This is a genomic window from Aeromicrobium sp. MLTX1 (assembly GCF_046452335.1).
Classification (GTDB): domain Bacteria; phylum Actinomycetota; class Actinomycetes; order Propionibacteriales; family Nocardioidaceae; genus Aeromicrobium.
Window position 1 is genome coordinate 654,876 of sequence record NZ_JBKFDN010000002.1, and the last position, 19,033, is coordinate 673,908.

At 68.7% G+C, this 19,033-nt stretch carries 17 protein-coding genes; 7 read left to right on the forward strand and 10 right to left on the reverse strand.

The window, feature by feature from the left end:
* Positions 1 to 3 precede the first annotated feature (3 nt).
* The 3 genes from ACK99Q_RS13675 to ACK99Q_RS13685 are packed head-to-tail and all read right to left on the reverse strand — an operon-like array spanning position 4 to position 5,402.
* Positions 4 to 1,689 (reverse strand): (2,3-dihydroxybenzoyl)adenylate synthase, encoded by a 1,686-nt coding sequence (locus ACK99Q_RS13675; protein ID WP_410186667.1) that lies wholly within the window; start codon positions 1,687 to 1,689, stop codon positions 4 to 6.
* Positions 1,682 to 3,820: an acetate--CoA ligase family protein gene (locus tag ACK99Q_RS13680; protein ID WP_410186668.1), complete on the reverse strand. Its 2,139-nt coding sequence runs from the start codon at positions 3,818 to 3,820 to the stop codon at positions 1,682 to 1,684. The genes ACK99Q_RS13675 and ACK99Q_RS13680 overlap by 8 nt, the downstream gene beginning before the upstream one ends.
* Positions 3,810 to 5,402: an FAD-dependent monooxygenase gene (locus ACK99Q_RS13685; RefSeq protein WP_410186669.1), complete on the reverse strand. Its 1,593-nt coding sequence runs from the start codon at positions 5,400 to 5,402 to the stop codon at positions 3,810 to 3,812. Before ACK99Q_RS13685 ends, ACK99Q_RS13680 begins: the two co-directional genes overlap by 11 nt.
* 72 nt (positions 5,403 to 5,474) lie before the next feature.
* On the opposite strand from ACK99Q_RS13685, the gene ACK99Q_RS13690 reads away from it, so the two are divergent.
* Together ACK99Q_RS13690 and ACK99Q_RS13695 are read left to right on the forward strand one after the other, a co-directional pair.
* On the forward strand, positions 5,475 to 6,926 hold the full coding sequence (locus tag ACK99Q_RS13690; protein WP_410186670.1) for an aldehyde dehydrogenase: 1,452 nt from the start codon (positions 5,475 to 5,477) through the stop codon (positions 6,924 to 6,926).
* A 93-nt stretch (positions 6,927 to 7,019) separates the two neighbouring features.
* Positions 7,020 to 8,732, forward strand: a complete 1,713-nt coding sequence (locus ACK99Q_RS13695; protein ID WP_410186671.1) for a GMC family oxidoreductase — start codon at positions 7,020 to 7,022, stop codon at positions 8,730 to 8,732.
* 39 nt (positions 8,733 to 8,771) lie between these two features.
* On the opposite strand, the gene ACK99Q_RS13700 is transcribed toward ACK99Q_RS13695, so the two are convergent.
* Complete coding sequence (locus ACK99Q_RS13700; RefSeq protein WP_410186672.1) at positions 8,772 to 9,755, reverse strand: zinc-binding dehydrogenase; 984 nt, start codon at positions 9,753 to 9,755, stop codon at positions 8,772 to 8,774.
* Positions 9,748 to 10,269 carry a PadR family transcriptional regulator gene (locus ACK99Q_RS13705; RefSeq protein WP_410186994.1) on the reverse strand — a complete coding sequence of 174 codons (522 nt, stop codon included), beginning with the start codon at positions 10,267 to 10,269 and terminating at the stop codon, positions 9,748 to 9,750. The genes ACK99Q_RS13700 and ACK99Q_RS13705 overlap by 8 nt, the downstream gene beginning before the upstream one ends.
* Before the next feature lie 101 nt (positions 10,270 to 10,370).
* Here ACK99Q_RS13705 and ACK99Q_RS13710 point away from each other — a divergent pair, with 101 nt between their 5' ends.
* The 5 genes from ACK99Q_RS13710 (at position 10,371) to ACK99Q_RS13730 (ending at position 13,830) form a co-directional block, all read left to right on the forward strand.
* Positions 10,371 to 11,183: an ABC transporter ATP-binding protein gene (locus ACK99Q_RS13710; protein ID WP_410186673.1), complete on the forward strand. Its 813-nt coding sequence runs from the start codon at positions 10,371 to 10,373 to the stop codon at positions 11,181 to 11,183.
* The gene (locus ACK99Q_RS13715) at positions 11,180 to 11,860 is read left to right on the forward strand and encodes an ABC transporter permease (protein WP_410186674.1); all 681 of its coding nucleotides are present in this window, start codon (positions 11,180 to 11,182) and stop codon (positions 11,858 to 11,860) included. The genes ACK99Q_RS13710 and ACK99Q_RS13715 overlap by 4 nt, the downstream gene beginning before the upstream one ends.
* Positions 11,857 to 12,543, forward strand: coding sequence for an ABC transporter permease (locus ACK99Q_RS13720; RefSeq protein WP_410186675.1), 687 nt, complete (start codon positions 11,857 to 11,859; stop codon positions 12,541 to 12,543). Before ACK99Q_RS13715 ends, ACK99Q_RS13720 begins: the two co-directional genes overlap by 4 nt.
* A gap of 13 nt (positions 12,544 to 12,556) precedes the next feature.
* Positions 12,557 to 13,462 (forward strand): ABC transporter substrate-binding protein, encoded by a 906-nt coding sequence (locus tag ACK99Q_RS13725; protein ID WP_410186676.1) that lies wholly within the window; start codon positions 12,557 to 12,559, stop codon positions 13,460 to 13,462.
* A gap of 71 nt (positions 13,463 to 13,533) precedes the next feature.
* Positions 13,534 to 13,830: a Dabb family protein gene (locus tag ACK99Q_RS13730; RefSeq protein ID WP_410186677.1), complete on the forward strand. Its 297-nt coding sequence runs from the start codon at positions 13,534 to 13,536 to the stop codon at positions 13,828 to 13,830.
* A gap of 50 nt (positions 13,831 to 13,880) precedes the next feature.
* Here the strand turns inward: ACK99Q_RS13730 and ACK99Q_RS13735 are convergent, their stop codons facing one another.
* From ACK99Q_RS13735 to ACK99Q_RS13755, 5 genes are read right to left on the reverse strand one after another with little or no spacing between them, the layout of a single operon-like run.
* On the reverse strand, positions 13,881 to 14,723 hold the full coding sequence (locus ACK99Q_RS13735) for a 3-hydroxyacyl-CoA dehydrogenase family protein (protein ID WP_410186678.1): 843 nt from the start codon (positions 14,721 to 14,723) through the stop codon (positions 13,881 to 13,883).
* A complete protein-coding gene (locus ACK99Q_RS13740) occupies positions 14,720 to 15,460 on the reverse strand; it encodes an enoyl-CoA hydratase/isomerase family protein (RefSeq protein ID WP_410186679.1) in 741 nt (246 codons plus the stop codon). The genes ACK99Q_RS13735 and ACK99Q_RS13740 overlap by 4 nt, the downstream gene beginning before the upstream one ends.
* Complete coding sequence (locus tag ACK99Q_RS13745) at positions 15,457 to 16,620, reverse strand: thiolase family protein (protein ID WP_410186680.1); 1,164 nt, start codon at positions 16,618 to 16,620, stop codon at positions 15,457 to 15,459. The genes ACK99Q_RS13740 and ACK99Q_RS13745 overlap by 4 nt, the downstream gene beginning before the upstream one ends.
* A gap of 11 nt (positions 16,621 to 16,631) precedes the next feature.
* Positions 16,632 to 17,846, reverse strand: a complete 1,215-nt coding sequence (locus ACK99Q_RS13750; RefSeq protein ID WP_410186681.1) for a CaiB/BaiF CoA transferase family protein — start codon at positions 17,844 to 17,846, stop codon at positions 16,632 to 16,634.
* Entirely contained in the window at positions 17,843 to 19,021 is a 1,179-nt protein-coding gene (locus ACK99Q_RS13755) for an acyl-CoA dehydrogenase family protein (protein ID WP_410186682.1), read from the reverse strand. The genes ACK99Q_RS13750 and ACK99Q_RS13755 overlap by 4 nt, the downstream gene beginning before the upstream one ends.
* Between the last annotated feature and the right edge of the window lie 12 nt (positions 19,022 to 19,033).

Consider the following 19,033-nt stretch of genomic DNA (forward strand, 5'->3'; position numbering starts at 1 on the left):
GGTTCAACTCCTGGTGTTCGAGGTGGCGAGACGCGCGGCGATGTCCTCGCGCAGGGCCTTCTTGTCGAGCTTTCCCACCTTCGTCGTGGGGATCTGCGGAACGACCACGATGCGCTCGGGGCACTTGAACGCCGCGACTCCGGCTCCTTCGAATGCCTCCTTGGCGGCCTCGACGGTCGGCGCCTCGCGGCCTCGCCTGACCACCACGTAGACGCAGAGCCGCTCGCCCAGGTCGGGGTCGGGCATCGAGACCGCTGCAGCGAGCTCGACCTCGAACAGGCGGTACATGAGGTCCTCGATCTCCTCTGCGGAGATCTTCTCGCCGGCGCGGTTGATCATGTCCTTCTCACGGCCTTGGACGACCAGATTCCCGTCCGGGCGGCGGACGACGATGTCTCCGCTGCCGTACCACCCGCCGTCGGCGAGGAAGGCACGAGCGTTGTGATCGGGTGCGTTGTAGTACCCACGCGGCGTGTACGGACCGCGCGTGTAGATCGCGCCGGGCGCTCCGTCCGGCACGTCTCGACCGAGTCCGTCGAGGATGCGGACCTCGTCGGCCTCGTGCACGGGTCTGCCCTGCGTCGTCGTGAGGACCTCCTCCGGATCGTCGAGCCGAGTGGTGTTGATCAGTCCTTCGGCCATGCCGAAGACCTGTTGGAGTGTTGCTCCGAGCAGCGGTTTGACGCGAGCTGCGTGCTCGTCGGGGAGCCGGGAGCCTCCGACCTGGAGAACGCGAAGAGACGCCGTCTGGCTGCCCCCGACCTGCTGCTGGTGATCGAGCCAGCGCTGGGCGACCGCCGGCACCGCGGCCGAGATGGTCACGCCCTCGTCGGCGATCGTGGCGAACGCGCGGACGGGCTCGGGCGACGGAAGCATCACCGCGCGCCCTCCCGCCACCAACGTCCCCAGGACCCCGGGGCAAGCCAGCGGGAAGTTGTGGCTCGCGGGCAGTGTCCCGAGGTAGACGTCGTCCTCCCCCAGGCCGGCGGCCGCTGACGTGGCACGAATGTTGCAGAGGTAGTCGTTGTGGGTCCGGGTGATCAGCTTCGGGAGTCCGGTGGTGCCACCAGAGATCAAGAAGCAGGCCGGGGCGTCCGGATCGGGGCGCAGACCGTCCACGACGACTCGTGTCTGCGCCGGTCCGAGGGGTTCGCTCAGCATGGCGTTCAGGCTCACCGATCTGGGATCGCGCGGGGCGTCGTCGGCCAGCACGATCACCGTCTCGAGGTCGTCGAGCTCAGAGGCGATCTCGTGGGCCAGCGCTTCGTGATCGAACTCCCGCAGGGTGCTCGGGACCGCCATGGCCTTCGCTTGCGACAGGCTCGCCAGGTGGAGGAGCTCGTGACGCCGGTGAGCGGGAAGCGCCATGACCGGGATCACGCCACTGCGGAAGCAGGCGAGCGTCACCAGGACGAACTCCCAGCCGTTCGGCAGCTGGAGCACCACCCGATCGTCTCGGTGCAATCCGAGCTCCCCGAGTCGCACGGCCAGCGAGTCAGCACCGCGCGCGAGCTCGGCGTAGGTGAGGCGAGCGCCCCGATCGACCAGCGCGACCTCATCAGGTCGAGCGTCGGCGACCTCCCAGATGACGTCGCCGATCGCACGGTCCTCCCAATACCCCTTCCGGCGATACAGGTCCGCGACGTCTGACGGCCACGGCACCGTTCCCTTGCTGGTCGGATCACTCATGGGCGTTCTCTTCTTCCTTGCTGTGTGCGGGCCCGGGCTCGCTGTGGGCGACGACGACCGCGTCCAGCGCGGTCAGACCGCCGGCGTGAGCGCGGAGTGGATTGATCTCGACATCGGTCAGATGGGGGTTGGCCAGCAGAACGTCTCCGACCGCGGACACCACGTCGGCCAGCTGATCGACGTCGACCGGTGGAAGTCCCCGGAAGCCGCGGAGCAGTTCCGCCGCGCGAAGTCTCTGAGGTAGCCGGCGCAACGTCTCGGCAGACGTCGGCACCGCCGCGACTGCGAAGTCTCCGTACACCTCGGTGGAGATGCCGCCGATGCCCAGGAGCACGATCGCCCCGAAGACCGGATCCCGGCGAGCACCGACCACGAGGTCGATGCCGCGGGGAGCCATCACCTCCACGAGCATCTCGGTGGCACCCTGCTCGAGCAGTGCGGCACACGCGTCCACGAGGTCTTCCTCGCTGCCGATCCCCAGATAAACGCCGCCGATGTCGGACTTGTGCACGATCGACGCATCGGAGATCTTGATCGCCACGGGGCCACCGAGCTCAGCGAGCGCCGCGCGGGCATCGTCGACTGTCCTGCAGACGCGGCGGGCGGGCGTCTCGATGCCGACCGAGTCGAGGACGGACTTGCACTGCGCCTCGCTGAGCGAGCCGCGAGGTACCTCGGGAGCCGGCCGGGGCCAAGCGGGCCGCTTCGCCACCGGCCGGACGGCGGCGTCCTCGATCAGGGCCGCCATCGCGGTCGCCAGCGATCTGGCACCGACGACCACGGGGATCCCGAGGTCCTGCGCGGATGATCGCGCCGCCTCGACCTCCGAGGCGGGCCCGTCCACGCCGATGACCGCGACAGTCTCCCCCAGGTCGACGCCAGCGACCGCGTCAGGAAGGTTGATCACGGGCTCGGTCAGTGCGTAGACGCCGACGAGGTCGATCTGGTCGTCCGCGGCGACGGCGCGAACGACGTCTCCGAACCGCGAACCCGGTCGGCCGGTGTCGACCGGGTTCGCCTGATACGTCATGGGCGGCAACAACTCCGACAGTGCTGCGGTCGTGGACGGTCGCAGGTCGGGCAGTCCCACCCCCGAGTCGTGGAGGGCATCGGCGATGAGCAGCCCGGGGCCCGCCTGGGCGGTGACCAGCGCTGCGCCGCCTGCCCCCTTGGGGGCGAGGCGCGCCGCAGCCAGGACGCTCGCGGCGGTCACGAGCTGGTCCTCGTCATCGACGATGACTGCGCCCATCTGTCGCAACAAGCTCCGAGTCGTGCTCCACGAGGTCGCCAGTGCGCCGGTGTGGGACTGGGCGAAGTCACCGATGTCGTGTTGGCCCACCACCAGCGCGATGACCGGCTTGACCGCTGCGAGGCGTCGAACGGCGCGGAGTGTGCGCGGGCCGTCTGCGACGGTCTCGAGGTGCACGGCGACTGCCGTCGTCGCGTCGTCGACGGTCAGGTACTCGAGAACGTCCGCCGTGTTCACGTCGATGCCGGCCCCGATGCCCACCGCGAGACTGACCCCCACTCCGCGCCGCTCGAGGGCGAAGGCGAGCGCGTGATTGAGTCCCCCGCTGGCCGCGACCACGGCGACCGGTCCGGGCCGCACGTCCGCGACACCAGGGACGAAGCTGGCCCGCAGCCCCACCGGAGGTACGAAGAACCCCGACGTGTTCGGGCCGAGAAGCCTGACGCCCGCCTCACGTGCCGCGACCGCGAGCTCGGCCTGGTACGTGACGCCGACACCGCCGACCTCCGCGAATCCTCCCGCACAGACGAGGACGGCGCGGATTCCCTGCGCACCGCATTGGCTCACCACCTCGGCGCAGACCGCGGCCGGCACGCAGACGACGGCGAGGTCGACGGGGAAGTCGACTCCAGCGACCGCCTCCTGGATCGTGGCGAAGTAGCCAGGTCCTCCGTGGGGGTTGACGAGTGCGACTCCGTGATCGCCGCCGCCCGCCAGACTCGCGGCCATCGTTCCACCCAGCTTCGTCGGGTCGCTGGATGCGCCCACGACGACCACGCCGCGGGGACGGAACAGCGGGTCGAGGTCGAGCACGTCGCCGGCCATCAGCATCCGTTCACCCTCGGTCGTGAGCTGCGTGCCGACTGCAAGGTCACTGGTCATCGTCAGTCGCTCCGTTCCGTCGGGCAGGGCGGGCGATGGCGTCTGCGCGACCAGCGAGCAGGATCGTCTCTACCTGCTCGTCGTCGTAGGCTCCGATCAAGATCGTCGACAGTCCGTGGCGCAGACGTGCTTCCTCGCTGACGAGCGTCTTGCGGATCTCATCTGCACCGCCGATTCCCACGACACCGGTCGCCGGAAGCTCCGCCATCGCCTCTGCCGCACCGGTCTCCGTCGAGGGCACGTCGATCAGCGGCGGAGAGACGACTCGTCCCGCGCGGTCGGTCATGGACCCGTCGGCGTCGAGGTGCAGCAGCCGACCGATCCGTTCTCCCGACGGCCCGATGGCGAGCTCGGACTCGAGGACGGGTGCGCCATGACGTTCCTCCCACGCAGCGCGCACGCTCGAGCTCAGGCGGGGATCACGCTGCGCGATCTTCTCGATGCCGATGCTGCGGGAGAAGAAGTGGAAGGCGAAGGTCAGTGGCTCCAGATTTCTCTGGTAGCTGCCGAAATGCTCCCACCACGACAGACTCGGGCGGGCCGAGTCCTGGATGCGCGTGACGGATGCCGATCTCTCGGCGACGTAGCCCTGGAGCGCGCCCTCGAGGTCGGTCTCCCCCGACCACGCTCGGTGCAGCTGCGCCGCGAGCGTGACCGCGTCCTCCATGGCCATCTTCGTACCGGAACCGACCGAGAAGTGGGCGGTATGGACGGCATCGCCGAGCAGCACCACGTTGCCGTGGTGCCATTTTCGGGTCCGTCTGGTGCGGAAGTTGCCCCACCGCGAGTTGTTCGCGACGAGGGACGCTCCGCCGATGTCGTCGGCAAACAGGTTCTCCAGATATCCCTGAGAGTCCGTGTCGGAGAGTCCGGGCGGCTGGGAGACGTCGAACGCATCCATTCCAGCTCGTCGCCACGTCTGCTCGTCCGTCTCGACGATGAAGGTCGAGAGCTCGTCGCTGATCGGATAGCCGTGCACGGCAAAGTTCCCGTCCGCGGAGCGCCGGTGGACGAAGGTGAGTCCGTCGAACAGGTGGGTCGTGCCGAACCAGATGAACTTCGCCCGCGCTGTCTCCACTGAGTGCCCGGCGTCGACGACGAAGTCGCGGACTGCAGAGTTCGTGCCATCGGCACCGACGACGAGGTCGTACTCAGCCTGCAGGACCTCCACGGGTGGTGCGACGGCACCGAAGCGCAGCTCCACGCCCACCGATCGCGCGTTCGCCTGCAGCAGGCCCAGGAGGACGCGGCGATGGATCGCGGCCATCCCGTTTCCTGCGAAGGCGTGGCGCTCCCCGTGGCTCCACACCTCGATGTGATCCCAGTGCCGGCCGTGCGAGGCCAGCGCGTCCCGCAGCACCGGGTCGGCCTCGTCGATTCTTCGCAGTGTGGCGTCGGAGAACACCACTCCGAAGCCGAACGCATCCTCCGCCTGGTTGCGCTCGAAGAGCACGACTTCGGTGCGCGGGTCCTGCCGTCGAATCAGGGTCGCCAGGAACAGACCTCCGGGACCTCCACCGACGACGGCGACTCTGTGGCTCATGGGACCACCGTAGGACGACAGGAACGCGAAGTGCAACATTTTCATGCTGGACGTATCGGATTTGTTGCCATATGATCGACGTCACATCGTCTTTCACCGTGAGGGGACATCGTGCAATCGCAGCTCATCATCGACAACAAGCCACAAGACGCGACGAACGGGAACACGTTCGAGCGTCGCCACCCACTCTCTGACGAGGTGGTGACGCGCGCCGCTGCGGCCAGCGTCGAGGACGCCGTCTCCGCCGTCGAGTCGGCGGCCGCGGCCTTCGACAGCTGGTCCCAGACCGGGCCCAGCGAGCGCCGAGCGATCCTGTTGAAGGCCGCCGACATCATGGACGCTCGCACACCTGAGCTGATCGAGGCGATGGGATCCGAGGTCGGCGCAGCCCCCCTGTGGGCCGGCTTCAACGGCTTCCTGACGTCGAACCTGCTCCGCGAGGCCGCTGGCCTGGCCACGCAGATTCAGGGCGAGACCATTCCGACGGACAAGCCGGGGACCCTGTCGATGACCGTCCGCGTTCCCGCGGGGGTCGTCTTCAGCATGGCACCGTGGAACGGAGCAGGCGTCCTGGCCGCTCGCGCGCTTGCGTATCCGATCGTCTGCGGAAACACCGTCGTGTTCCGCGGATCGGAACTGAGCCCGAAGTCCCATCAGCTCATCGCGGAGATCTTCCACGAAGCCGGACTCCCGGCTGGCGTCCTGAACTTCATCACGACGAAGTCCGAGGACGCCGACGCGGTCGTGTCGGCCATCATCGCCCACCCCGCCGTACGGAGGGTGAACTTCACCGGCTCGACGAAGGTCGGTCGCATCATCGCGGAGAAGTCGGCGGCGAACCTGAAACCGTGCTTGCTCGAACTCGGCGGCAAGGCGCCTCTCGTCGTCCTCGACGACGCAGACCTGGACGGCGCGGTCAACGCGGCCGCGTTCGGCTCGTTCCTGTTCCAAGGCCAGATCTGCATGTCCACCGAGCGGTTCGTGGTCGACGAGTCGTTGGCTGACGAGTTCGTCCGCCGCTTCGCCGAGAAGGCGGGAACGATCACCGCCGGAGATCCGGTCTCGGACCCGAGCTGCATCGTCGGCCCGATGGTGACTCCGAACAATGGCGACCGCCTCAACGCCATGATCGACGACGCCACCTCTCAAGGAGCGAAGGTCGTAGTCGGCGGAAACGCCTCCGGCGCGGCCATGCCGGCGACGATCGTGGACCACGTCAAGCCGGGCATGACGATCTACGACGAAGAGACCTTCGGACCCATCACCACCGTCGTCCGGGTCAACGGGGTGGACGAGGCCGTCGCGGTCGCCAACGACACGGAGTACGGACTCGCTGCGGCAGTCTTCGGTCGCGACACGCACCGCGCGCTGCAGGTGGCGATGCGAATCAACGCCGGCCACGTCCACGTGAACGGCGCCACTGTGCAGAACGAGGCGCAGGCGCCCTACGGCGGCATGAAGAACAGCGGCTACGGCCGCTTCGACGGACGCGCCGTGATCAACGAGTTCACCGAGCTCAAGTGGATCACCGTCGAGCCGTCGGACCAGCAGTACCCGTTCTGATCAGCGCACGCTCGCGTGCGTCGGCGGGAGTGACTCGTCAGATCGAAGAGTCGCTCCCGCCCTCTCAACCCATCCTCGACGAACGGAGCCCTCATGGACCCCGCAGAACGGCTCGACAAGCTCGAGCGTGCGCTCCTCTCGGGCGCGATCGATCGGCAGCAGTTCCTCGACGGCGCGGCCGAGACGGGGCTTCTCACGCCGAGTGCAGCCGAAGATCTCTCCAGCGATCTGGAGGCCATCCGAGCCGCCCAGACCGACGCCAAGAAGCGGCTCCAGTCCGACTACGACTACATCGTCGTCGGGACCGGGAGTGCCGGGTGCGCACTCGTGGGAAGCCTGGCGACCGCTCGACCCGATGCGTCGATCCTCGTCCTCGAGGCGGGCGGCTGGGATCTCGATCCTGCCGTCCGCGATCCTCGCCTGTGGTTCACCAACCTGGGGACCTCCCGAGAGTGGGGGGACGTCTCCTTGGGCTCCGACGGCGTGAATGGACGCGCCATCCCCGAACACACGGGGCGACTCGTCGGCGGAGGAAGCAGCATCAATGCCACCATCTGGGCACGCCCGTTCAAGGCCGACCTCGACCACTGGGCCGAAGTCAGCGGTGACGAGCGTTGGAGCTACGACCACTGCCTGGAGATCTTCAAGCGCATCGAGAACTGGCAGGGAACACCCGACCCCAGGACTCGTGGCACGAGCGGCCCCGTCTGGGTTCAGCCGTCAGCCGATTCGCTTCCGCTCGTCGAAGCGACGCTTCGTGCCATCAAGGAGGCCGGGCTTCCCGTCGTCGACGATCTCAACGGCGAGCGTGAGGTCACGGGCAACGGCTTCGCGCTGATGAATCAGATCATCAAGGACGGACGACGGCACAGCATGGCGCGCGCGTTCTTGTACCCCGCCCTGGCGCAGTCCAATGTCACCTTGCTCACCGACACGCACGCGAATCGGGTGGTCATCACTGACGGTCGCGCCACCGCCGTCGAGTGCGTCAGCGACGGCACGGTGCGCACGTACCGCGCGCGGAGCGAGATCGTCCTGTCGACGGGCGCCTTCAACACCCCCAAGCTCCTCATGCTGAGCGGCATCGGCGACGAGACGGCCCTTCGCGAACTCGGCATCGACGTGGTGGTGCATGCTCCGGAGGTCGGCAAGAACGTCCAGGACCACATCCTGCACGGCGGCTGTCTGTACGAGGCACCCGAACCGTTCGAGTATCGCAACAGCGCGGCGAACGTCTCCGGCTACCTCAAGACCGACCCAGCATCAGAGCTTCCCGATGTCAGCTTGGTGCAGATCGAGATCCCCTACGCCAGCGACGTCGTGGCACAGCGGTACGCGCCGCCGCCCACCACGTGGGCGCTCTGCGCCGGACTGGTGGCCCCCAAGAGTCGCGGGACAGTGACTCTGCGGTCATCCGATCCCGCCGACCGTCCGATCGTGGACATGCAGTTCCTCAGTCATCCCGAGGACGTCGAAGCGCTCAAGCGGAGCATCCGGATCGCACGTGACGTCGCGAGGTCCGGCCCACTGAGCGATTTCGTCGTTCGCGAAGTGGCGCCCGGTCGCGAGATGAGCGACGAGGAGCTGACGACCTTCGTCCGAGACGGCGCGACGACCTACTTCCACGCCGCCGGCGCCTGCCGCATGGGAAGCGACGACCACGCGGTCGTCGATGCCGAGTTGCGCGTCAGGGGCGTGAGCGGACTCAGGATCGCCGACAGCACGATCATGCCGCGGATCGTGGCCGTGCCCACCATGTCAGCGTGCGTCCTCATCGGCATCCGTCTGGCCGACCTGCTCGGCTAGTCGAGCGAGGCTCCGACTCGAGCCTTCGACCAGCTTCCGTCAGATCAGGACGACCATCTTCCCGGTGGCGGCGCCGTCCTCCATGCGCTGATGGGCTTGATGGATCTCGTCGAGCCCGAACACGCGATCGAGGGGAACCCGCGCACGCCCACCCTCGACGTCATCGAGGAATCCCTGGAGGACATCGGAGGGCAGGTTCTCCGCCTCGCCGGCGTAGGACGTGAGGCGCACCCCGTGGGGGATGTAGTCGATCGGATACAAGTCCCGAACGATCCACTCGTTGGACAGCATGCCGGTGAAGCAGACGGTGCCGTGGACGCGGGTCGCCCGCAAGGTGTCGGGAAGCGTCGGCGTGCCGATCAGCTCGAGGGCCGCGTCGACCCCGCCGGGCAGGAGCGCGCGCACCTGGGCTGCGACATTTCCGTCATCGACGAGGACGTCATCGACTCCGACGGAGCGGAGAGTCTCAGCCTTCGCGGAGCTGCGGGTGGTCGCGAGGACCCGGAGCCCGGCACGCTTTGCGAGGACGGTCGCGGCCATGCCGATCGACGACGTGCCACCACGGATGAGCAGCGCCTGCCCCGGCTGGACGTCCAGGCCGACCGTGAGGGAACCGTAGGCGGTCTGGAGCATCTCCGGCACCGCGCCCAAGACGTCCCAGGCGAGATCGGACCGGAACGCGATGACCTGCGCCGCCGGCACGCACGTGTACTCGGCGTAGCCACCGTCGAAGACGCGCCCCATTCCACCCATCATCGTCATGACCTGCTGCCCGGGCTCGAACTCACCCCCGGGCGCGAGGTCGACGACGCCGGTCGCCTCGATGCCGAGCACCCGCGGGAACGTGACGCCCTCCGCCAGCCCGAGGCGGGTGTGCAGCTCAGAGCGATTGAGGCCGAAGGAACGAACCTTGATACGGACCCAGCCGGCCGGGGGCTGGGGCAGGGGCAGCTCGCGCAGGCGGAGGTTCGTCACGGGCCCTGGCGCGTCCAGAACCACGGCACGCATGGTCTTCTCACTCATTCTCTGCTCCGAGCACTTCCCGAATCCATCGGCGTTGGGCGCGGCTGGTCTCCCGCGCTGACACCAGCATGCCCCGCCGGTAGGGGTCGTCGATGTCGTCGGCCCCGAGCGGCTGGCCGGCTTCGTAGAAGAAGCTCGCTCCGGGCTCGTCCAGGAAGTCGAGCCGACGGCGCAGCACCGCGTGCTGCTCGTCGACGTCGGGAAGCTGTGACAGGAAGGCCAAGACGACGAAGAAGCGATCCCCGTCGGTGATGTCGTAGCCCTTCGCCCCACGAAGGCGTGCGTGCAGTTCCGAGAGGCCCGCGTCAGTCAGTCGCACCGTCTGGCGCCTGGACGTGCTGGCGCCCGGATCCGGTTCGTCGCGCGCGATCAGTCCCGCGGACTCGAGTCGCTTCAGGGCCGGGTAGATCGTACCGTCGCTGATGGCGCGTGCATATCCGTGCAGTCGCTCCATGCGGCGCCGCAACTCATACGCATGAAGTGGTCCTTCCGCGAGGAAGCCCAGAATCATCATTTCGATCACGTCCTCACCGTACAGCAGGAACCTCGATTCGAGGTAACTCGATTCGAGGGAGTACAGTGGTTGAGGCCGCACGGCACGACTGAGGGGAACACGTGGGAATCGAGTTCAGACACGTCGCGAAGACGTATGCGGACGGCACCGTCGCCGTCGCCGACTTCTCACACCAGGTCCCGTCTCATCGCACCGTCGCCTTGGTCGGGTCGTCCGGCTCGGGCAAGACGACGCTGCTTCGCATGGTCAATCGCATGGTCGAGCCCACGCGCGGCGCGGTGCTGATCGACGACCGGGACGTTCGGGAGCTCGACAAGGTCCACCTGCGTCGACGCATCGGCTACGTCCCGCAGGCCGGCGGCCTGCTCCCCCACCGCACCGTGGTCGACAACATCGCCATCGTGCCGGTCCTGAATGGCACGTCACAGCGTGTCGCGCGCGCCGACGCGGCCGAGCTGCTGACGCTGGTCGGGCTGGACCAGTCCTTGGCCCGGCGCTACCCCTCCCAGCTGTCCGGAGGCCAGCAGCAGCGGGTCGCCGTCGCCCGTGCGCTTGCGTCCGACCCGAACATTCTGCTCATGGACGAGCCCTTCGGGGCGGTCGACCCGATCGTGCGTCGCGAGTTGCAGGATCAGATGCTGCGGGTCCAGGCGGAGCTGGGCAAGACGATCGTGATCGTCACCCACGACATCGACGAGGCGTTCAGGCTGGCCGACGACGTGGTGGTGCTGCGTGCCGGCGGCGTCGTCGCCCAGGCCGGCACACCTCAGAGCATCCTCGGCTCACCGGCCGATGACTTCGTCCGTGACTTCGTGGGCGCGGACCGCGCCGGCCGGAGTCTTCGGACCGTCGAGATCGACGGCAGACGGCTCGTCGTCGACGGCGAGGGCCGTCCCCTGGGTGTCCTGCGATGACCTGGCTGGAGAACAACTGGTCCTGGGTCGTGGAGCTGACGCTCCAGCATGTGGCGCTGGCCGTGCCTGCCAGCGCGGCCAGTGTCGTGCTCGCCGTCCCTCTCGGTCGCTTGGCCCACCGCCAGCCGCGACTGCGACAGGTCGTCCTCGGCACCGCGAGCGTGCTCTATGCGATCCCCGCCCTGCCGCTGCTCATCGTCATTCCCGTGATCTTCACGATCCCCCTCCGATCACCGCTCACCCTCGTGATCGCTCTGACGCTCTACGGGACCGCCCTGCTGGTCGGCACCGCCACGGACGCCTTCGTCTCCGTGGACGACGGCGTGCGCGAGTCCGCCCGCGCCATGGGCTACGGCCGGCGTGCCCTGTTCTGGCGGGTCGACCTCCCCCTCTCCGTTCCCGTGCTGTTGTCCGGCATCCGCGTGGTGACCGTGAGCACCGTGAGTCTCGTGACCATCGGGGCGCTCGTCGGGATCTCCAGCCTCGGCACGCTCCTGACCGACGGGTTCCAGCGCGGCATCACCAGCGAAGTGGTCACCGGTGTCGTGGCGACGATGGCGTTGGCCCTCGTGTTCGACGGGATCCTCCTGGCCCTCGGCCGAGCGCTCACGCCGTGGCAGGGACGCCGCCGGGACCGAGGGCGGGCCCACGCCGTCTCGGCGGAGGTGGTGCTGTGAACATCCTTCTCGAGGCCCTTGCCTGGATCTTCGACCCCTCGAGCTGGACAGGGTCGAACGGCGTCGGCGTCCGTCTGGCCCAGCACCTCGCGGTGACGGCTGTCGCCATCGTGATCGCTGCCGTCCCGGCGATTCCGCTCGGCGTGCTCGTCGGCCACACGCGCCGCGGGCGCGGGGTCGTGACAGCCCTGGCCGGCGCGGTCCGAGCGGTGCCGACCCTCGGTCTGCTGACCCTCCTGGCGTTGCTGATGGGCGTCGGCATCGGCGCGCCCGTGCTCGCCCTCGTCGCCCTCGCCGTGCCATCGCTTCTCGCCGGCGCCTACGCCGGAATCGAGGCCGCCGACCCGATCGCGGTCGACGCCGCCCGCTCCATGGGCATGAGCGAGTGGCAGATCGTCCGCGACGTCGAGCTCCCGCTCGGCGCCGGCGTCCTGATGGGAGGCGTGCGTGCGGCGACGCTGCAGGTCGTCGCCACCGCGACGCTCGCGGCGTACACGTCCGACACCGGCCTCGGGCGGTACCTGTTCACCGGGCTCAAGTCCCGTGACTACCCGCAGATGCTGGCCGGAGCGCTGCTGGTGGCGGCGCTCGCCCTTCTGCTCGACCGGCTCCTGGCCGGGTTGCAGCACCGCATGACCGAACTCGCCCACCGTTCCGCCGACGACGCACGTCGCGGCGCCTGACCGAAAGAAGACCATGACCTTCTCTCGCCTGACCCTTGGCCTCTCCACGGGCCTCGCCGTCCTGCTGGCCCTGAGTGCATGCGGCGGATCCGACCCGCTCGCGAATGGCGACACCGGTTCCGACGTACTCGTCATCGGCTCACAGGACTATTACTCGAACGAGATCGTCGCGGAGATCTATGCCCAGGCGCTCGAGGCCGACGGCCACGAGGTCGACCGCCAGTTCCGCATCGGCCAGCGAGAGGCGTACGTCCCGGAGCTGGAGTCCGGTGCCATCGACCTGTTCCCCGAGTACTCCGGCCCGCTGCTGCAGTACTGGGAGCCGGAGACTCCGGCCCGACTGAACGACGAAGTCTACGCCGCCCTGCAGGACGCCACGCCAAAGGGCCTGCACGTCTTGGACGAGTCGAGTGCGACCGACCAGGACACCTATGCCGTGACTCGCGAGTTCGCCGAAAAGTGGGGTCTGCGGACGATCGCCGATCTGGCGAAGGTCACCGAGCCGCTCACCTTGGGAGGAAACTCCGAGGGAGAGACCCGACCGAATGGTCCCAAGGGACTGAAGTCGACCTACGGCGTCTCCGTGGACTTCACCCCGATCGAGGACGGCGGCGGCCCTCTCACGGTCAAGGCGCTCGCCGACGGCGACATCCAGCTGGCGATCCTCTACACCGCTGACCCGTCGATCCGCAAGAACGATCTCGTGACGCTCGAGGACACCAAGGGCCTGTTCCTCGCCTCGCACGTCGTCCCGATCGCCAGCGACAACGTCGATGACGACGTCGCGGCCGTGATCAATGAGATCAGCGCCGCCATGAGCGCCGACGACCTCCTGCGCCTCAACCAGATCAGCGTCGAGGACCAGCAGCCCGCCAAGTCCATCGCCGCGGACTGGCTCGAAGCCGAGAACCTCGACTGACCCCTTCCCAGCAGCTTCCCGACCGCCCGCACCAGCTAGGGCAGACCGACAACACCACCAGGAGATAAGCAATGATCACTCACGTCTGGAGCATGACCTTCACCGACACGTCGACCTCCGAGCAACGCGAGGCTCTCGTGGCGGCGATGGCCGACCTGCCGAACCAGATCGACGGCGTCGCCTCGTTCCGGTCGGGCGAGGATCTGGGGCTCAACCCCGGAAACGCCGAGGTCGGCATCGTCGCGGAGTTCGCGGACGAACAGGCGTGGCGCTCCTACCTGGAGGCCCCCGCACACGTCGCGTTCGTGGATGACCACGTCACCCCGCTGTGTGCGTCGTGGAGTGCCTTCCAGCTGCGCACCGCCTGACCCGCGCTCGAGCGGTGTGCCCCGGCTAACTCTGCCGGGGCTCACCGTCCTCACCAGGAGAAGAAGCCGCGCCCTGACTTGCGACCGAGCTCACCGGCAGCCACCTTGTCGCGGAGGATCTGGGGAGGCGTGAACCGGTCCCCCACCTCGGCGGCGAGGTGCTCGGCGATCGCGAGACGGACGTCCAGCCCGACGATGTCCGTGGTCCGCAGCGGACCCACCGGATGGCGATAGCCCAAGGTCATCGCCGTGTCGATGTCGGCGGCCGAGGCCACCCCCTCCTCGAGCATCCTCATCGCCTCCAGGGCGATGGCGACCCCGAGCCTCGACGACGCGAACCCGGGCGTGTCCGAGACGGTGATCGCCGTCTTGCCCAAAGCGCCGGCCCAGGTCTGGGCGGCGAGGACGAGATCGCTGTCGGTCTTCGCTCCCACGACGATCTCCACGAGGTCGCTGGCGGGGACGGGGTTGAAGAAGTGCAGACCGACGAGCCGGTCCGGCGCGCGGAGCGCCGAGCCGATCGCGTCGACCGAGAGGCTCGACGTGTTCGTCGCGAGCCAGGCCTCCGGGGCAACGTCGGCCACCGCGCGGAGGACCTGTTGCTTGAGCGCCACGTCCTCGGGAACGGCCTCGACCACGAGCGCAGCCGACGCGAGGTCACCCGCGTCAATGGTTGTCCTGAGGCTGCCGAGGGCCTCCTCGACCGGCACCGAGAGCACGCCGCGCTCCTGCGCCCTGGCCAACGACGCAGCCACCCGGCCCCTCGCGGCATCGGCCGCCTCCGCATGCGCTTCGACGACGATCACGCGGGCGCCGGCGAGCAGGAACGCGTGGGCGATGCCGGCGCCCATCCGGCCGCCGCCGTACACACCGACCGTTGGGGGAACGCTCATGGTGTCTTCTTCCTCTCCAGAAATGCGGTCATCCGCTCGAACTTCTCGTCGGTCTCGAACAGCACGGCCTGCGCGACGTCGTCGACGAAGGGGTGCGCCTCGCGGGGTGTGTGGAACACGGCTTTCGTCAGCCGGACGGCCAACGGGACCTGACGGGTGATCCGGTCGGCCCAGCGGTGGCCGGCCGGCATCAGGTCATCGCGCTCCACCATCTCGTTGAGCAGTCCGACACGACGCGCCTCGTCCGCCTCGAGGACACGGCCCGCAAGCAGAATCTCCTTGGCGACGGGCTCTGGCACGATCTCGCGCAACCGCCACGTGCCACCGGCCGAGGCGATGATGCCGAGGCCCGTCTCGGGGTTGCCGAATCGTGCCGACGGCGTCCCGATACGGAAGTCGCAGGCGTACGCGAGTTCGGCGCCTCCGCCGAGGGCATAGCCGTCGACGAGCGCGATCGTCGGCATGGGCAAGCGCTGCAGACGGCTGAAGGCGCGCGAGTTGATGCCGCGCAAGGCGTCGCCCCGTCGACGCTCGCGCATCTGGTTGATGTCGGCGCCGGCGGCGAACGTCCCGCCGGCACCGGTGAGCAGCAGCACCTTCGGGTCGCGCTCGAGGGATGCACAGAGCTCGTGGAGCTCCTCAGAGGTCTGGAGGTCGATGGCGTTGTGGACCTCGGGCCGGTTCAAGGTCGCCACCACACGGTCGGGATGGTGCTCGACGACGATCGCCGCGCTCACGGCCGCTCCAGCAGGACGGCGACGCCCTGCCCGACGCCCACGCACATGGTGGCCAGGCCTCGCCGGCCCCCGGTGCGCTGGAGGCGCCCGAGAAGCGTCGTGACGATGCGGGCTCCGGAGGCACCGAGGGGGTGGCCCAGCGCGATCGCGCCGCCGTCCGCGTTGACGATCTCCGGATCCAGGCCCAGATCACGGATGCACGCGATCGACTGCGAGGCGAAGGCCTCGTTGAGCTCCACGGCGTCGAGGTCGTCAATGCCCCATCCGGCACGGTCCAGTGCCTTGCGCGTGGCCGGGACCGGCCCGATCCCCATGATCTCCGGCGGAACGCCGGCATTGGCGACGCCCACGATCCGCGCCAGCGGGGTGATGCCGTGGCGTTCGACGTAGGCCTCGCTGGCCACGACGACGCCGGCGGCACCGTCGTTGAGAGAGCTGGAGTTGCCTGCGGTGATGAGGCCTCCTGGACCGTGGAGGGGTCGCAGTCCGGACAGTCGCTCGAGCGTCGTGTCCGGACGCGGGCCCTCGTCCAGGTCGACGCCGTCCACGGCGACGATCTCGTCGGCGAAGTGACCGGCCTTGATGGCGGCGACCGAGCGCTCGTGGGAGCGCAGGGCGAACTCGTCGAGCTCCGCCCGTTCAAGACCCCACTGCTCCGCCACCCGCTCGGCCGTCTGAGGCATGGACGGCGTCGTCTCGGCGCTGAAGCGGGGGTTCGGGAACCGCCAGCCGATCGCCGTGTCGAACGCCGCACCGGGTCCGGCCCAGGCCTTCTGCGGCTTCTCCATCACCCACGGTGCGCGGGTCATGGACTCGACGCCGCCAGCGATAACGAGGTCGGCGTCACCAGCCGCCACGGACTGTCGAGCGGTCCCGATCGCGGAGAGGCTCGAGGCGCACAGCCGGTTCACCGTCATCCCCGGCACGCTGTCCGGCAGCCCCGCGAGCAGCAGGGCCATCCGTGCCACGTTCCGGTTGTCCTCGCCGGCTTGGTTCACCGCGCCCAAGATGACCTCGTCGACCCGGTCGGGATCGAGTGACGCCCGGCTGACGAGCTCGGCGATGACCGTGGCGGCGAGGTCGTCCGGACGGACGCGTGCGAGGACCCCGCCGTACCGGCCGATCGGGGTCCGGGCGGCCGCGATGATGAATGACTGCATGAATGCTCTCCTTAGGAGGTGGTCAGCGCGTGGACGCGCGGATCGGATGTGACGACGCCTTGCTTCACGAGCTCGTCGATCTGCTGGTCGCAGAGTCCGAGGCCCTCGAGCACGGTCCGCGTGTGCTGGCCCAGCGCCGGGACGGTCCCCATCACCGCCTCGACGTCGCTGAAGGTCACGGGGGGCAGCAGGGCCGGCACCACGCTGTGCTCGGTCGCGACCTCGCGCCAGCGTCCTCGCGCGCGCAGTTGCGGGTGGGCCACCACGTCGGACATCTGCTTCACCTGTGCCGCGGGAACTCCTGCTGCCGACAGGCTCGCGATGAGATCGTCGGTCGACCAGCCGCGGGTGTGAGACGCGACGACGGCGTCGCACGCTTCCCGATGCGCCACGCGGTCGACGTTGGTCACGAAGCGAGGGTCGTCCACGAGCTCGGGCGCGTCCAGCACGTCACGGAGCAGGCTTCGCCACCCTCGGTCGTTCTGCACCCCGATGAGCACCTCGCCGTCGACCGTCGGGAAGGCGTCGTAGGGGGCGATGGACGTGTGGCCCAGTCCCATCCGCGGAGGAGGCGAGTCGGTGAACATCTGCGTGTAGAGCGCGTGTCCGAGCCACTCGACGGTCGCCTCCAGCATCGTCACCTCGATGCTGGCGCCCTCACCGAACCGCCACCGTCGCAGCAGCGCGGCCAGGACCGCCTGGGCGCAGTACAGTCCGGACGCGATGTCCGCGGTGGGGATGCCGGTCTTCACCGCGGTGTCGGGGGTGCCCGTGATGGAGATCAGGCCGGCCTCGGCCTGGATGAGCATGTCGTAGGCCTTGCGCTGCTCGTGGGGGCCTCCGGTGCCGAATCCCGACAGGTCGACGGTGATCAGCTCGGGGTGGTTCGACCGCAGCTCCTCGGTGCCCAGGCCGAGTCGCTTCGCGGCACCCGGCGCGAGGTTCTGCACGAACACGTCAGCACTCGCGACGAGTCGACGCACGATGTCGCGCCCCTCGACCGTCTTGAGATCGACGGCCACGGACTCCTTGCCCCGGTTGAGCCAGACGAAGTGTGCGCCGGTGCCGTCCACCACGTGGTCGTAGCCGCGACTGAGATCGCCGCCGTCCCGACGTTCGACCTTGATGACGCGCGCCCCCAGGTCGGCGAGCTGTCGCGTCGCCAATGGAGCCGCCACGGCTTGCTCCACCGCGACGACTGTGACGCCCTCCAGAGGCAGTCTCATGACAGCTCTCGCTTCGCCTGGCGAACCAAGCCGCCACCGACGATCAGCCGCTGGATCTCGCTGGTCCCCTCGTACAGGCGCAACAAACGGACGTCGCGGTAGATCCGCTCGACCGCGACCTCGCGCATGTAGCCGGACCCGCCGTGAACCTGGACGGCGAGGTCAGCCACCCGGCCCACCATCTCCGTGCAGAACAGCTTCGCCGCCGAGGGCGCGATGCGCCGATCCTCCCCCGTCACCCAGGCCATCGCGGTCTGGCGAACAAGAGCTCGACCCGCGAGCACCCCGGTCTGCTGGTCCGCGATCATCGCCTGGACCAGCTGGAAGTCGCCGATGCACTCGCCGCCTTGCGTCGCCGTCGCCGCGTATGCGAGCGACTCGTCCAGCGCACGCTGCGCGGTACCGACCGACAGGGCGGCGATGTGCACACGACCTCGCGCGAGCGACGTCATGGCAGCCTTGTAACCCACGTCGCCGGCACCGCCGACGAGCGCGTCGGCTCCGACCCGCAAGCCGGTGAAGCTGACGTCGGCCGTGCGCGAGCCCTCCTGGCCCATCTTCGCGTCCTTCGCGCCGACCTCGATCCCCGCCGCATCGGCCGGGACCAGGAAGACCGAGATCCCCGGCGAGACGTCGCTGGCCGGGGCGGTCCGGGCGAAGACGACGAAGAGGTCCGCGTCCGTGGCGTTCGTGATGAAGCACTTCGCGCCGTCGATGACCCACGCATCACCGTCCGGCCGCGCCGTCGTCCGCAGTCCTGCCGGATTGGATCCGGCGCCGGGCTCGGTGAGCGCGAACGACGCGACGACCTCCCCCGCTGCCATCGGCGGAAGCCACCGGGCCTTCTGCTCGTCGGTGCCGAAATTAACCAGCACCTGGCCGGCGATCCCGTTGTTCGTACCGAACATCGAACGCAACGACAAGGACGTGTAGCCCAGCGCCATGGCCAGCTCGACGTCCTGCACGAGGTCCAGACCGAGACCGCCCCACTCCTGGGGGATGGCGTAGCCGAACAGTCCCATCTCGGCGGCGCGCCTCCGCAGATCATCGGGGATCGCGTCAGTGGTCATGATCTCGAGCTCACGTGGCATGACGTGGTGCTTAACGAAATCGTCGACCTGCTTCAGGACGTCGGCGAAGACGTCGCTGGGAACGTCAGGATTTCCGGAGTACATGTCTCCACGATG

Bases quoted from the DNA above. Each gene is read 5' to 3' on its own strand.
- ACK99Q_RS13750 (WP_410186681.1), bottom strand. From the start codon at position 17,846: ATGAGACTGCCTCTGGAGGGCGTCACAGTCGTCGCGGTGGAGCAAGCC.
- ACK99Q_RS13745 (WP_410186680.1), bottom strand. From the start codon at position 16,620: ATGCAGTCATTCATCATCGCGGCCGCCCGGACCCCGATCGGCCGGTAC.
- ACK99Q_RS13715 (WP_410186674.1), top strand. From the start codon at position 11,180: ATGACCTGGCTGGAGAACAACTGGTCCTGGGTCGTGGAGCTGACGCTC.
- ACK99Q_RS13725 (WP_410186676.1), top strand. From the start codon at position 12,557: ATGACCTTCTCTCGCCTGACCCTTGGCCTCTCCACGGGCCTCGCCGTC.
- ACK99Q_RS13755 (WP_410186682.1), bottom strand. From the start codon at position 19,021: ATGTACTCCGGAAATCCTGACGTTCCCAGCGACGTCTTCGCCGACGTC.
- ACK99Q_RS13730 (WP_410186677.1), top strand. From the start codon at position 13,534: ATGATCACTCACGTCTGGAGCATGACCTTCACCGACACGTCGACCTCC.
- ACK99Q_RS13675 (WP_410186667.1), bottom strand. From the start codon at position 1,689: ATGAGTGATCCGACCAGCAAGGGAACGGTGCCGTGGCCGTCAGACGTC.
- ACK99Q_RS13695 (WP_410186671.1), top strand. From the start codon at position 7,020: ATGGACCCCGCAGAACGGCTCGACAAGCTCGAGCGTGCGCTCCTCTCG.
- ACK99Q_RS13700 (WP_410186672.1), bottom strand. From the start codon at position 9,755: ATGAGTGAGAAGACCATGCGTGCCGTGGTTCTGGACGCGCCAGGGCCC.
- ACK99Q_RS13705 (WP_410186994.1), bottom strand. From the start codon at position 10,269: ATGATGATTCTGGGCTTCCTCGCGGAAGGACCACTTCATGCGTATGAG.
- ACK99Q_RS13680 (WP_410186668.1), bottom strand. From the start codon at position 3,820: ATGACCAGTGACCTTGCAGTCGGCACGCAGCTCACGACCGAGGGTGAA.
- ACK99Q_RS13735 (WP_410186678.1), bottom strand. From the start codon at position 14,723: ATGAGCGTTCCCCCAACGGTCGGTGTGTACGGCGGCGGCCGGATGGGC.
- ACK99Q_RS13685 (WP_410186669.1), bottom strand. From the start codon at position 5,402: ATGTTGCACTTCGCGTTCCTGTCGTCCTACGGTGGTCCCATGAGCCAC.